General features: G+C 61.4%; 11 protein-coding genes. 7 read left to right on the top strand and 4 right to left on the bottom strand.

What is annotated here, in order from left to right; all coding sequences use genetic code 11:
• The first annotated feature begins 112 nt into the window (after window positions 1–112).
• The 3 genes from der (at window position 113) to K5E37_RS23790 (ending at window position 3,632) form a co-directional block, all read left to right on the top strand.
• Entirely contained in the window at window positions 113–1,585 is a 1,473-nt protein-coding gene (gene der / locus K5E37_RS23800; protein ID WP_007956675.1) for a ribosome biogenesis GTPase Der, read from the top strand.
• Between the two features lie 119 nt (window positions 1,586–1,704).
• Window positions 1,705–2,853 (top strand): pyridoxal phosphate-dependent aminotransferase, encoded by a 1,149-nt coding sequence (locus K5E37_RS23795; RefSeq protein WP_221535330.1) that lies wholly within the window; start codon window positions 1,705–1,707, stop codon window positions 2,851–2,853.
• A complete protein-coding gene (locus K5E37_RS23790; RefSeq protein WP_221535329.1) occupies window positions 2,841–3,632 on the top strand; it encodes an amidohydrolase in 792 nt (263 codons plus the stop codon). Before K5E37_RS23795 ends, K5E37_RS23790 begins: the two co-directional genes overlap by 13 nt.
• Before the next feature lie 181 nt (window positions 3,633–3,813).
• On the opposite strand, the gene leuA is transcribed toward K5E37_RS23790, so the two are convergent.
• From leuA to K5E37_RS23770, 4 genes are all read right to left on the bottom strand, one after another.
• The gene (gene leuA / locus K5E37_RS23785; RefSeq protein ID WP_179693826.1) at window positions 3,814–5,493 is read right to left on the bottom strand and encodes a 2-isopropylmalate synthase; all 1,680 of its coding nucleotides are present in this window, start codon (window positions 5,491–5,493) and stop codon (window positions 3,814–3,816) included.
• Between the two features lie 367 nt (window positions 5,494–5,860).
• Window positions 5,861–6,682, bottom strand: coding sequence for a peptidoglycan DD-metalloendopeptidase family protein (locus tag K5E37_RS23780; protein ID WP_221535328.1), 822 nt, complete (start codon window positions 6,680–6,682; stop codon window positions 5,861–5,863).
• A gap of 3 nt (window positions 6,683–6,685) precedes the next feature.
• Window positions 6,686–8,065 (bottom strand): exodeoxyribonuclease VII large subunit, encoded by a 1,380-nt coding sequence (gene xseA / locus K5E37_RS23775; protein WP_007956669.1) that lies wholly within the window; start codon window positions 8,063–8,065, stop codon window positions 6,686–6,688.
• 10 nt (window positions 8,066–8,075) lie between these two features.
• Complete coding sequence (locus tag K5E37_RS23770; protein ID WP_221535327.1) at window positions 8,076–8,963, bottom strand: LysR family transcriptional regulator; 888 nt, start codon at window positions 8,961–8,963, stop codon at window positions 8,076–8,078.
• 100 nt (window positions 8,964–9,063) lie between these two features.
• Between K5E37_RS23770 and K5E37_RS23765 the strand changes: the two genes are divergently transcribed.
• The 4 genes from K5E37_RS23765 to guaA form a co-directional block, all read left to right on the top strand.
• Window positions 9,064–9,831, top strand: coding sequence for a sulfite exporter TauE/SafE family protein (locus K5E37_RS23765; protein WP_221535326.1), 768 nt, complete (start codon window positions 9,064–9,066; stop codon window positions 9,829–9,831).
• Between the two features lie 163 nt (window positions 9,832–9,994).
• Window positions 9,995–10,543, top strand: coding sequence for a sugar ABC transporter ATPase (locus tag K5E37_RS23760; RefSeq protein WP_221535325.1), 549 nt, complete (start codon window positions 9,995–9,997; stop codon window positions 10,541–10,543).
• Between the two features lie 115 nt (window positions 10,544–10,658).
• The gene (guaB, locus tag K5E37_RS23755) at window positions 10,659–12,128 is read left to right on the top strand and encodes an IMP dehydrogenase (RefSeq protein ID WP_011335798.1); all 1,470 of its coding nucleotides are present in this window, start codon (window positions 10,659–10,661) and stop codon (window positions 12,126–12,128) included.
• Between the two features lie 100 nt (window positions 12,129–12,228).
• A partial coding sequence (gene guaA / locus K5E37_RS23750; RefSeq protein ID WP_221535324.1) for a glutamine-hydrolyzing GMP synthase occupies window positions 12,229–13,515 on the top strand: 1,287 nt, incomplete at its 3' end.

The raw sequence follows: 13,515 nt of genomic DNA, 5'->3' as shown, positions 1-13,515 counted from the left end.
CAGGCGGCCTTGCTTCTGCAGGGTTTGCAGCACCCACGGGTGTTGCCCCGAGCACCAGCCGCTGCCTCGCAGCGGCTTTTGTATTTTCTGAAATAACGAAGTGGAGAGCCGCATGGTTCCCGTAATCGCCCTGGTGGGCCGACCGAACGTCGGCAAGTCCACCTTGTTCAACCGCCTGACCAGGACTCGCGACGCCATCGTTGGCGACTTGTCCGGTCTGACCCGTGATCGCCAGTACGGTGAGGCCAAGTGGCAAGGGCGTTCCTACATTCTGATCGACACCGGCGGTATCTCCGGTGACGAGCATGGTATGGACGAAAAAATGGCCGAGCAGTCGCTGCTGGCCATCGAAGAAGCGGATGTCGTTCTGTTCCTGGTAGATGCCAAGGCCGGTTTCACCGCCGCCGACCAGATGATCGCCGAACACTTGCGCAAGCGTAACAAGCGTTCCCACGTGGTCGCCAACAAGGTCGACAACATCGACCCGGAAATGGCCCGCGCCGAATTCGCCCCGCTGGGCATGGGCCACGCGATTCCGATCGCCGGCGCCCACGGTCGCGGCATCACGCAATTGCTGGAAGCCGCCCTGAGCGACTTCCCGCGCGATGATGACGAGCCGGCCGAAGGTGAAGAGGAAGAAGTGGTCGCCGAAGGCGAGGAAGCCAAGCGCATTCCTGGCCCGAGCGAAAAAGACGGGATCAAGATCGCCATCATCGGCCGTCCGAACGTCGGCAAGTCGACCCTGGTCAACCGCATGCTCGGTGAAGACCGGGTGATCGTCTATGACCAGCCCGGCACTACTCGCGACAGCATTTACATCCCGTTCGAGCGTAACGACGAGAAGTACACGCTGATCGACACCGCCGGTGTGCGCAAGCGCGGCAAGATCCACGAAGAAGTCGAAAAATTCTCCGTGGTCAAAACCCTGCAGGCGATCAAAGACGCCAACGTGGTGATCTTCGTGATGGACGCCCGCGAAGGCGTGGTCGATCACGACCTCAACCTGCTGGGCTTCGCCCTCGAGGCGGGTCGTGCACTGGTGATCGCGATCAACAAGTGGGACGGCATGACGCCGAGCGAGCGCGACTTCGTGAAGGTCGAGTTGCAGCGTCGGTTGTTCTTCGTTGACTTCGCCGATATCCACTTCATCTCGGCTCTGCACGGTACTGGCGTGGGCAACCTTTACGCCTCGGTGCAGAACTCGTTCAAGTCGGCGGTCACCCGCTGGCCGACCAGCCGCCTGACGCAGATTCTCGAAGACGCGGTCAGCGAGCACCAGCCGCCGATGGTCAACAGCCGCCGGATCAAGCTGCGTTACGCTCACCTGGGTGGTGCGAACCCGCCGATCATCGTGATCCACGGCAACCAGATCGAGAAAGTGCCGAAGTCGTACGTGCGCTATCTGGAAAATACTTACCGTCGTGTGCTCAAACTGGTCGGTACGCCGATCCGTATCGAGTTCAAGGGCGGCGAGAACCCGTACGAAGGCAACAAGAACACGCTGACCGACCGCCAGGTCAACAAGAAACGTCGTTTGATGTCGCACAACAAGAAGGCCAGCAAGAAGCGCCGCGACAAGAAGTAAGGTCGTTGCGAACAGAGAGAAGGGGCGCCGTTTGGCGCCCTTTTTTTATGGGCGCCGGATGGGCTATCCTCGGGCTCTCCCGCGCCGTCGTCAGAGCCGGGGCAGAGCAGGGAAACCCGATGATCACCAGTAAGCTGCCGAATGTCGGCATCACTATTTTCACGCAGATGTCTCAGCTCGCGGCGCAGACCGGAGCGATCAACCTTTCCCAGGGTTTTCCCGATTTCGACGGCCCGCAGGCACTGCGCGACGCGGTCGGTCGACACATCGCCAGCGGTCATAACCAGTATTCGCCCATGACCGGCCTGCCGGCGCTGCGTCAGCAGATCGCGGCGAAAATCGCCCGCAGTTATGGCGCCAATGTCGATGCCGATACCGAAGTGACCGTCACACCGGGCGCGACCCAAGCAATCTTCTGCGCTATCCAGGCGGTTATCCACAGCGGCGACGAAGTCATCGTGTTCGACCCGGCCTACGACAGCTACGAGCCAGCAGTAGAGCTGGCCGGCGGGCGCTGCGTGCATGTGCAACTTGGGCTGAAAGATTTCTCCATCGACTTCGACAAACTCAGCGCAGCCCTGAGCCCGCGCACGCGGATGATCATCCTCAATACTCCGCACAACCCGAGCGGCGCATTGATCAGTCGCGCCGAGCTGGATCAACTGGCGGCGTTGATCCGAGATCGCGACATCTACGTGATCAGCGACGAAGTCTACGAACACCTGGTATTCGACGGCGTGCCGCACGTCAGCGTGCTGGCCCATGAAGAGCTGTATCAGCGCGCCTTCGTGGTCAGCTCGTTCGGCAAGACCTATCACGTCACCGGCTGGAAAACCGGCTACGTCGTGGCGCCGCCGGCCCTGACGGCGGAGCTGCGCAAGGTGCATCAGTACGTCAGTTTTTGCGGTGTGACACCGTTGCAGTTCGCTCTGGCCGATTACATGGCTGAGCATCCGGAACACGTCGAAGAACTGCCGGGCTTCTATCAGGGCAAGCGCGATCTGTTCTGTGATCTGCTGGCGCCGTCGCGATTCAGCTTCACCCGGGTCACCGGCACCTATTTCCAGTTGGTCGATTACTCGCAGATTCGTCCCGACCTGAACGATGTCGAGATGGCGATGTGGATGACCCGCGAGCATGGCGTGGCGAGTATTCCGGTGTCGGTGTTCTACCAGAATCCACCCGAAGGCCAGCGCCTGGTGCGCCTGTGCTTTGCCAAACGTGAGGAGACGCTGCGGGAAGCGGCGGCCAAACTATGCGTGATCTGAGTGCGTTGCCCGATCTCAATCTGGCGCTGATCCAGACCAGCCTGGCCTGGCATGATCGTCAGGCCAATCTCGAGCATTTCGACGCCTTGCTGGAGCAGGCGCGCGGTGCGGATCTGATCATCCTGCCGGAAATGTTCACCACCGGATTCTCCATGGAGTCCGAAACCTTGGCCGAAGCCGAAAACGGCCCGACCAGCAAATGGCTGCGGATCCAGGCGGCGAAACTGAACGCGGTCGTCACGGGCAGCGTGATCATCCAGGCCGCCGACGGCAGCCACCGCAATCGCTTGCTGTGGGCGCGGCCGGACGGCGAAGTGCTGCATTACGACAAGCGCCACTTGTTCCGCATGGCCGGCGAGCACAACCACTACACCCCCGGCGAGCGCCAGGTGCAGTTCGAGCTCAAGGGCTGGCGGGTGCGTCCGCTGATCTGCTACGACTTGCGCTTCCCGGTGTGGAGCCGCGACGCTCAGGACACCGATCTGCTGCTGTACGCGGCCAACTGGCCGGGCGCGCGGCGTCAGCACTGGAACCGCTTGCTGCCGGCCCGGGCGATCGAAAACCTGTGCTATGTGGCGGCGGTCAACCGCGTTGGCACTGATGGCAAGGGTTTCGCGTATACCGGCGACAGTCAGGTGCTGGATTTCCAGGGCGAGAGTTTGCTGGCGGCGGGGGAGGCTGACGGGGTATTCAAGGTGGTTCTGGAAGCGGCTTCGCTGGCCGCTTACCGCGAGCGGTTCCCGGCGAATCTTGACGCGGACACCTTCGAGTTCACTTAATAGCCCAAGTCACCTAGATCGTTCCCACGTTCCGCGTGGGAATGCAGTTCGTGACGCTCTGCGTCACTGGGACGCGGAGCGTCCCTTGAGGCATTCCCACGCAGAGCGTGGGAACGATCAGATAAAAAATAAAAAGGCCCCGGAGTTCGCACTCCGGGGCCTTTTGCATTGCAGCGGTCAGTTACGCCGCTTTCGCTTCCGGCTGGCTCAGCGAGCGGTTCAGCGCGCTGAACAGGGCCTTGAAGCTGGCAGTGGTGATGTTTTCATCGATGCCCACGCCGTGCACCGCACGTTCGCCGTTCACACGCAGTTCGATGTAGGCCGCCGCTTTGGCGTTGGTGCCCGCGCCGATGGCGTGTTCGTTGTAGTCCATGATCTCCACCGGAATCGGCAGACCGGCCACCAGCGCTTCCAGCGCGCCGTTGCCCTTGCCGCGCCAGTGCAGGTTGGTTTCGCCCTGACCCTTGCTCGCCACTTCCACTTCAACGGCGCTGTTGCCGTTTTCTTCCTGCAGGCGATGGCTGACCAGCGCGTACGGGGTGTTGGCTTGCAGGTACTCGCTGTGCAGCAGCGCGTGGATTTGCTGCGCAGTCATCTCCAGGCCCAGGCGATCGGTTTCACGCTGCACGACCTGGCTGAATTCGATCTGCATGCGACGTGGCAGACTGATGCCGTATTCCTGCTCCAGCAAGTAGGCGATGCCGCCTTTGCCCGACTGGCTGTTGACGCGGATCACCGCCTCGTAGCTGCGGCCGATGTCGGCCGGATCGATCGGCAGGTACGGCACTTCCCACAGAGTGTCCGGTTTCTGCTGCGAGAAGCCCTTGCGGATTGCGTCCTGGTGGGAGCCGGAGAACGCGGTGTGCACCAGGTCGCCGACGTACGGGTGACGCGGGTGAACCTGGATCTGGTTGCACTCTTCGACGACTTTGCGCACGCCGTCGATGTCGGAGAAGTCCAGTTGTGGGTCGAGGCCTTGGGTGTACATGTTCAGTGCCACGGTCACGAGGTCGACGTTGCCGGTACGCTCGCCGTTGCCGAACAGGCAGCCTTCGACGCGGTCGGCGCCGGCCATCAGGCCCAACTCGGTGGCGGCCACGCCGGTGCCACGGTCGTTGTGGGTGTGCAGGCTGATGATCACGCTGTCACGACGATTGATGTTGCGGTGGAACCACTCGATCTGGTCGGCGTAGACGTTCGGCGTCGCGCATTCAACGGTGGCCGGGAGGTTGAGGATGATCTTGTGCTCAGGCGTCGGGTTCCAGACCTCGATCACCGCGTCACAGACTTCCTTGGCGAATTCCAGCTCGGTGGCGCTGAAGGTTTCCGGCGAGTACTCGAAGGTCCACTCGGTGTCCGGCTGCATGGCTGCGTATTTGACGAACAGCTTGGCGGCGTTCACGGCGATAGCCTTGATACCGTCCTTGTCCTGATTGAAGACAATGCGGCGGAAAGAAGGGGAGGTGGCGTTGTACAGGTGAACGATGGCCTTCTTCGCCCCGCGCAGGGATTCAAAGGTGCGCTCGATCAGGTCTTCACGGCCCTGGGTCAGCACCTGAATGGTGGTGTCGTCCGGGATGTGGCCGTCTTCGATCAGGGTACGTACGAAGTCGAAATCGGTTTGCGAAGCGGCCGGGAACGACGCCTCGATTTCCTTCACGCCGACCTGCACCAGAGTTTTCCAGAAGCGCAGCTTTTTCACCGCGTCCATTGGCTCGATCAACGACTGGTTGCCGTCACGCAGGTCGGAGCTGCACCAGATCGGCGCGGCATCGATGGTTTTCGACGGCCAGGTGCGGTCCGGCAGGTTGATCACAGGAAACGCGCGGTATTTCGAAGACGGGTCTTTGAGCATGCTCATCGGGAAATTCCTTATTGTCTGGGCCGAAAAGAGGCGGCCTGCCGGTGGAACGAACGTTCTTGGAAAAGCGTGGGACGAGGCGCAGCGATTCAGCCCGGCAGTCGTGCGCTGACGAGGCACAGGCTGCGGTGCTGGCGAAGCTGAATGAGGGTGTGAGAGGTTTTCATGCCTTCAACCCTAACCGCGGGGGGAGAGGATGGCAAGCAGTCGAAAAAAATTGAGAGGAATACCCGGAAAGCGGTTTTTTCCGAGATTTTATTCTCTGAATCAAAGTGAATGTTTGCAGAGATTGCGCAGTCCGTTCGTCGTGCGCAATCCCTGTGGGAGCGAGCCTGCTCGCGATGAGGCTAGTCGCCTCACCCGCAAATCAAGACTGGAAAGCCCCAATGAAAATCGCCGGATCGACCCGCGCATCGTTCAGGCTGACGTTCCAGTGCATGTGCGGCCCGGTCGCCCGACCTGTAGCGCCCACCTTGCCCACCACCGCACCGCGGGCCAGTTGCTGGCCGTTCTGCACATCGATCTTCGACATGTGGCAGAACATGCTGATGAAGCCCTGGCCGTGGTCGACGAACACCGTGTTGCCATTGAAGAAGTAGTTGCCGATCAGGATTACCTTGCCCGCCGCCGGGGTCTTGATCGGCGTGCCGGCCGGCACTGCGAAGTCGAGGCCAGCGTGCGGATTGCGCTCTTCACCGTTGAAGAAACGGCGCACGCCGAACTTGCTCGACAGCGGTCCGTTGACCGGTTTGTCCAGCAGCAGATTGCTTGGGGTATTCGGGCTGAAACTGCGGTAGGCCTTGATCTGCTCGGCCAGTTCGCCCTCGATGCGCTTGAGGTTGGCCGGGTTCGGATTGACCTGCTGGGTGTTCTTCAGGGTGATGTGCTGTTCCGGGTATTTCTTGTTGCCGACATTGAAGTTGAGGTTACGGCCGCCACTGCTGATCTGCTGAACGCCGGGTTTGACGGTCAACGGAACACCGACAATCGCCAGCCAGTTGTTCTGTTCCTTGACCACCAGCACCGGTTTGCCCTGATACGTGGCTTTCGGCGCTTGCGCAGCGGTCCCCAGATCGACGACAGCCACGCCGCCCGGCACCGGTTTGTTCAGCAGGCGGGTGATGTAACTGTCGGCGTGGGCGTTGAAGGTCAGGCACAGCAACAGCAGCGGAGCTAGAAAACGCGGCATGGATCAGTCCAGTAAAGAAAGGGTGACAGGCGTGAGGTGATTGTCCTCGACGCGCACTTGCAGTTCGCCTTCGCCCAGTCTGGCCTTGAGGCGCTGGCCGGTGTGAGTCTGCGCGGCGTTGCGAATCGCGTTGCCGCGCTCATCCAGCAGAATGCTATAGCCACGGCCGAGAGTCGCCAGCGGGCTGACCACGTGCAGGGTCTGCATCTGGCTTTGCAGCTGTAAACGGCGGCGTTTCAGGCCTTCGTTCATGGCGCGTGGCAGGCGCTCGGCGAGGCTGTCGAGGCGCTGGCGCAACAAGGCCAGCTGGCGTCCCGGATGTTGCCCGGCGAGGCGGGTTTCCAGACGAATCAGGCGTTCGCGGCGGGTATTGAGCTGGCGCTCGAAGGCGCGGCGCATGCGCATGTCCAGATCATCCAGACGCTGTGCCTGCTGGCGCAGACGCTCGCCGGGATGGCGCAACCGGCGGGTCATGCCTTCAAGGCGCAATCGATCGCGCATCAGGCGATCACGCATGCGCATCACCAACCGGCGATGCAGGCTTTCGACCTGCCGGATCAGGTGGCTGGAATCCGGGGCAAGCAGTTCAGCGGCAGCGGACGGCGTCGGAGCGCGCACGTCAGCCACGAAGTCACTGATCGACACATCGGTTTCATGGCCGACCGCGCTGACGATCGGCGTGACGCAGGCATCCACCGCCCGGGCCACCGCCTCTTCGTTGAAGCACCAGAGGTCTTCCAGCGAGCCGCCGCCGCGAGCCAGGATCAGCGCGTCGAAACCACGGGCATCCGCCAGTTTCAGGGCGCGGACGATCTGCGCGGTGGCTTCGCGGCCCTGAACGGCGGTGGGAATCAGCGTCAGCTGAACCTGCGGCGCGCGGCGGCGGAACACGCTGATGATGTCGCGGATCACCGCGCCGGTCGGCGAACTGATGATGCCGATGCGCTGCGGGTGCGCCGGCAGCGGCACCTTGCGCTCGGCACTGAACAGGCCTTCGGCGCTGAGCTTTTCCTTCAAGGCATCGAAGGCCAGACGCAGGGCGCCATCACCGGCCGGCTCCACGGTGTCGAGGATCAGTTGATAGTCGCCACGCCCTTCGAACAGCGAGACCTTGCCACGCACCTTGACCGCCAGACCGTCCTTCAGCGCCTGACGCACCCGCGCGGCGTTCTGGCGGAACAGCGCGCAACGCACCTGCGCGCCGCTGTCCTTGAGCGTGAAATACACGTGGCCGGACGCCGGGCGGGCGAGGTTGGAGATTTCGCCTTCGACCCAGATGTTGCTGAACACGTCTTCGAGCAACACCCGCGCGCGGCCGTTGAGCTGGCTGACGGTCAGGACTTCGCGGTCGAGGCCGAGTCTTGCAAAGGGATCTTTAATCATGGGGCGCAGTTTAAAGGCATTCGCCGGTGAATGTCTGGAGGAAGTGTTGCACCAGAGGTGTGGGATTGTGCCGAGAAGCAAGGGCGACGGTGCTCTGGCAATCGCCGGTCAGCGGCAGAAATCTCACACCGGCCGGCGCAATGTCCTGCATCGATTCCGGCAGCAGAGCGATGCCGAATCCGGCCTGGATCAACTGCAATTGTGTGGTCTTGCGCGACATCACTCGCGCAGCCTGGGGGAAGAAACCGTGCCGCATGCACAGGTCCGCGCACAAGTAACTCAGCCCGCCGCGCTGCGGATGCGGGATGGAGATGAAGGCTTCGTCTTTCAGTTGTGCCAGATCGACTGCCTCCATCAAAGCCAGTCGATGACCCGCCGGCACGGCAAGCAGCAAGCGTTCGGTATAAAGCGGCACAACCTGAACACCCTCGCGCTGGCGCAGCACCGGCAGGCGCAGAAGACCGATATCGAGCCGGCCCTCGGCCAGTTCTTCAAGTTGTGCTTCCGAGGAGAGCGTGCCGATGTCCAGCGAAACGCCGGGTTGTTGATCCAGATATGCGCTCATGTCGCGCAACAGTTGGCCGCTGATCGGCACGGTACTCGAGTGACACACGCGCAAAGTACCGCGCTGCCCTTGGCCAATTTCCGTGGCCAAGGTGCTGGCCTTGTTCAGTTCATTGAGCAGGTTTCTCGCCCGGGGCAGGAACGCTTCGCCAGCGGCGGTGAGCCGGGGCTGGCGCGCGGTGCGTTCGAACAGCGGCGTTTGCAGGCGGGTTTCCATGTCCTTGATCTGCCGGCTCAGCGCCGATTGAGCGATGAACAGCCGTTCGGCTGCGGCACTGAAGCTGCCGCTCTCGGCGATTTCCACGAAGTAGCGCAATTGACGGGTTGAAAGCACGAGGTATGCCTTTTCGAGATGGCTTGGCGGATTCTAAGATATTAGTCGCAACCCTCGGCGCTGGCTAAAGTCATCGCAGGCTTATAAAGGAAGCGAGCGAATGAGTGTGGCGGGGTTGTTGAGCGAATGGTCGTGGGGCGCGCAGGGCTGGGTGGTGATCGGGCTGGCCATCGCGCTGGCCTACATCGTGTTCGGGATAGCCGGTTTCGGTACGGCGCTGGTGGCGGGGCCGATTCTGATTCTGTTCATGCCGTTGTCGAAGATCGTGCCGTTGTTGGTATTGCTGGATTTCGTCGCGGCGTTCGGCAATCTGCTGCCGTCGCGGCGCGACGTGGCGAAACCGGAATTGCTGCGGCTGCTGCCGTGCATGGCGGTCGGGTGCACGCTGGGGGTGATTTTCCTGCTTAATCTCAAGTCCGATCTTTTGCTGCTGTTGATGGGGTTGTTCATCAGTGCCTATGCGATGTACAGCTTGTGGATCAAGGCGCGGCCGGCGCAGTTGTCCGCCGGATGGGCGTTGCCGATGGGCACGGTGGGCGGGCTGTTCGGGGCATTGTTCGGCAGTGGCGGCTTTCTTTATGCGATCTACCTCAACAGCCGACTGCCAAAAGACGCGGCGCGGGCCACGCAAAGTGCCCTGATCAGTTGCAGCACGGTGGTGCGTTTGAGCCTGTTCGCCATCGCCGGGGTGTATGCCGAGCTACCCTTGTTGATGCTTGCGCTGTGCCTGTTGCCGGCCATGGCGCTGGGCTTGTGGGTCGGGCGGCGGTTGACCATGCGCCTGTCCCGCGAGGCCTTCGTGCGGTTGGTGACCTGGCTGGTGCTGGCGAGCGGGATTGCGCTGATCGGCCGCTATTTAAGCACTTGACCGGATTTTGTCAGGGATTAAGCTGCCGGCCGCAGTTTCTGTGGGAGCGAGCCTGCTCGCGATAGTGCCGTATCAGCCAGTATTGACGTGACTGACTCACCGCCATCGCGAGCAGGCTCGCTCCCACAGGGGTAACCTTCGGTTTTTGCAGCAGGCTTGCACCATGAATTCCCAAAGCATCATCGTCCCGAAAATCTCCAACCTGCCGGTGCACGAGCCCCGGGCCCGGGCGATCCTGCGCTGGCTGGTGCGCAAGAACATCATCAAGGAAGAGCTGAGCACCTGCGGACGTACCGGCAATCGCATGGGCTACGCCATCGCCGATGGTGCCCGCGCGGTGGTGCTGCATCCCGAGGCGCTGCCGTTCGGTGAGCCGATCAATGGGCTGGAAGTCATCACCAAGCGCTGCATCTACACCCCGGCCAAAGGTTTTCTCGAAGAAGCCGGTTGTGCCGAGTGCCGCCAGGAGATCGGCGAAGCGCTGTTCGAAAGCCTGGAAGACTGGATGCCGGGCCGCACCGACAACTTCACCTGTCCTGAATGCGGGCATGAAGACGACATCAACGGTTTCCTGTATTTGCAGGAGTGCGGGTTTTCCAACCTCGGGTTCATCTTCAACAACTGGCTGGAGGCGGGCTTCAAGCAGAGTTTCATCGACGAATTCGCCGACTGGCTGGATCAACCGGTGAGCTGGGTCAAGGTCGAGTTGTAAGGGGCGTTTTTCCCGTACATCAGCAACATTGATATAAGACAAGTTTTACATTGAGCCCGGTAGGGTGTCTGAGTATAATGGCGCGCTTCCATTTTCCCGCTCGGGAGCCCCCGCGATGCTGCGTATCAGCCAAGAAGCTCTGACCTTCGACGACATTCTTTTAGTGCCTGGTTATTCCGAGGTGCTTCCTAACGAAGTCAGTCTGAAGACCCGCCTTACCCGTGGCATCGAGCTGAACATTCCTCTGGTTTCTGCCGCCATGGACACCGTCACCGAAGCCCGTCTGGCAATTGCCATGGCTCAGGAAGGTGGCATCGGCATTATCCACAAGAACATGACCATCGAGCAGCAAGCTGCCGAAGTTCGCAAGGTCAAGAAGTTCGAAGCCGGTGTGGTCAAGGACCCCATCACCATCGAGGCTGACGCCACGGTTCGTGATCTGTTCGAACTGACCCGCATGCACAACATTTCCGGCGTTCCGGTTTTGCACGATGGCGACCTGGTCGGCATCGTCACTTCCCGTGACGTGCGTTTCGAAACCCGTCTGGACGCCACCGTTCGTGAAGTGATGACGCCGAAAGAGCGTCTGGTCACCGTTCGCGAAGGCGCCGACAAGAACGAAGTCCGCGAGCTGCTGCACAAGCACCGCCTGGAAAAAGTCCTGATCGTCGACGACAAGTTTGCCCTCAAAGGCATGATGACCGTCAAAGACATCGAAAAAGCCAAGGCCTACCCGCTGGCCAGCAAGGACGATCAAGGTCGTCTGCGCGTCGGCGCTGCGGTCGGTACCGGTAAAGATACCGGTGACCGCGTTGCCGCCCTGGTCAATGCCGGTGTGGACGTGGTGGTGGTCGACACCGCACACGGTCACTCCAAAGGCGTGATCGACCGCGTTCGCTGGGTCAAAGAGAACTTCCCTGAAGTGCAGGTGATCGGCGGCAACATCGCCACCGGCGCAGCCGCCAAGGCTCTGGCCGAAGCTGGCGCCGATGCCGTCAAGGTCGGTATCGGCCCTGGCTCGATCTGCACCACCCGTATCGTCGCCGGTGTCGGCGTTCCGCAAATCAGTGCCATCGCCAACGTTGCCGCTGCCCTCGAAGGCACCGGCGTTCCGTTGATCGCCGACGGCGGCATCCGTTTCTCCGGTGACCTGTCCAAGGCCATCGTGGCCGGTGCGTCCTGCGTGATGATGGGCTCGATGTTCGCAGGCACCGAAGAAGCGCCGGGCGAGATCGAACTGTTCCAGGGCCGTTCGTACAAGGCTTATCGCGGCATGGGTTCGCTGGGCGCCATGTCCCAGGCTCAAGGTTCCTCCGACCGTTACTTCCAGGACTCCTCGGCAGGCGCCGAGAAACTGGTTCCGGAAGGCATCGAAGGGCGTGTTCCTTACAAGGGCACCCTGAGCGCGATCATTCACCAGTTGATGGGCGGTCTGCGTTCCTCGATGGGTTACACCGGCAGCGCCAACATCGAAGAAATGCGCACCAAGCCTGAGTTCGTGCGGATCACCGGTGCCGGCATGGCCGAATCCCACGTTCACGACGTGCAGATCACCAAGGAAGCGCCAAACTACCGCGTAGGTTGAGGCTTCAAGCAAAACGTTAAATGACCGGGGCTGTTTTATTCAGCCCCGAGTCGTTTCTGAATCAAAGACTGTTTCTGAATTACTTAGACGAGACTGAATCATGGCCCTCGACATTCACGCTCACCGCATCCTGATCCTCGACTTCGGTTCGCAATACACCCAACTGATCGCCCGCCGCGTGCGCGAGATTGGTGTGTACTGCGAACTGCACCCGTTCGACATGGACGAAGATGCGATCCGCGAATTTGCGCCAAAAGGCGTGATCCTCGCCGGCGGTCCCGAGTCCGTGCACGAAGCCAACAGCCCGCGCTGCCCGCAAGCGGTGTTCGACCTGGGCGTACCGGTCTTCGGTATCTGCTACGGCATGCAGACCATGGCCGAGCAACTGGGCGGCAAGGTTGAAGGCTCCGAACTGCGTGAGTTCGGTTATGCCCGCGTTGACGTGGTCGGCAAGAGCCGTCTGCTCGACGGCATCGAAGACCACATCGACGCCGACGGCCTGTTCGGCCTCGACGTGTGGATGAGCCACGGTGACAAGGTCACCAAAATGCCGGAAGACTTCCACATCCTGGCCAGCACCCCGAGCTGCCCGATCGCCGGCATGTTCAACGACGAGCGCGCCTACTACGGCGTGCAGTTCCACCCGGAAGTGACCCACACCAAGCAGGGCGGTCGCATCCTGTCGCGTTTCGTTCTCGACATCTGCGGCTGTGAAGCCCTGTGGACTCCGTCGAAGATCGCCGAAGACGCCATCGCCAACATCCGCGCACAGGTCGGTACCGACAACGTGCTGCTGGGTCTGTCCGGCGGTGTGGACTCCTCGGTGGTTGCGGCGCTGCTGCACAAGGCCATCGGCGACCAGCTGACCTGCGTTTTCGTTGACAATGGCCTGCTGCGTCTGCACGAAGGCGAGCAGGTGATGGCCATGTTCGCCGAGAACATGGGCGTCAAGGTGATCCGCGCCAACGCTGAAGACCAGTTCCTGAACAACCTGGCCGGCGAAGCCGATCCAGAGAAGAAGCGCAAGATCATCGGTCGTACCTTCATCGACGTGTTCGATGCCGAATCCTGCAAGCTGGACAACATCAAGTACCTGGCTCAGGGCACCATCTACCCGGACGTGATCGAGTCGGCTGGCGCGAAAAGCGGCAAGGCCCACGTGATCAAGTCGCACCACAACGTGGGCGGCCTGCCGGAAGAGATGAACCTGAAACTGGTCGAGCCACTGCGCGAACTGTTCAAGGACGAAGTTCGTCGTTTGGGCCTGGAACTGGGCCTGCCGTACGACATGGTCTACCGTCACCCGTTCCCGGGCCCGGGCCTGGGCGTGCGCATCCTCGGCGAAGTGAAGAAGGAATACGCCGACCTGCTGCGTCGCGCCGACCAC

This window comes from Pseudomonas sp. RIT778 (assembly GCF_019718735.1).
GTDB classification, from domain to species: Bacteria; Pseudomonadota; Gammaproteobacteria; order Pseudomonadales; family Pseudomonadaceae; genus Aquipseudomonas; species Aquipseudomonas aphyarum.
This window is presented reverse-complemented; position numbering and strand designations above follow the sequence as displayed.

Bases quoted from the DNA above. Each gene is read 5' to 3' on its own strand.
- K5E37_RS23765 (WP_221535326.1), top strand. From the start codon at position 9,064: ATGAGTGTGGCGGGGTTGTTGAGCGAATGGTCGTGGGGCGCGCAGGGC.
- xseA (WP_007956669.1), bottom strand. From the start codon at position 8,065: ATGATTAAAGATCCCTTTGCAAGACTCGGCCTCGACCGCGAAGTCCTG.
- der (WP_007956675.1), top strand. From the start codon at position 113: ATGGTTCCCGTAATCGCCCTGGTGGGCCGACCGAACGTCGGCAAGTCC.
- K5E37_RS23790 (WP_221535329.1), top strand. From the start codon at position 2,841: ATGCGTGATCTGAGTGCGTTGCCCGATCTCAATCTGGCGCTGATCCAG.
- K5E37_RS23760 (WP_221535325.1), top strand. From the start codon at position 9,995: ATGAATTCCCAAAGCATCATCGTCCCGAAAATCTCCAACCTGCCGGTG.
- leuA (WP_179693826.1), bottom strand. From the start codon at position 5,493: ATGAGCATGCTCAAAGACCCGTCTTCGAAATACCGCGCGTTTCCTGTG.
- guaB (WP_011335798.1), top strand. From the start codon at position 10,659: ATGCTGCGTATCAGCCAAGAAGCTCTGACCTTCGACGACATTCTTTTA.
- K5E37_RS23795 (WP_221535330.1), top strand. From the start codon at position 1,705: ATGATCACCAGTAAGCTGCCGAATGTCGGCATCACTATTTTCACGCAG.
- K5E37_RS23780 (WP_221535328.1), bottom strand. From the start codon at position 6,682: ATGCCGCGTTTTCTAGCTCCGCTGCTGTTGCTGTGCCTGACCTTCAAC.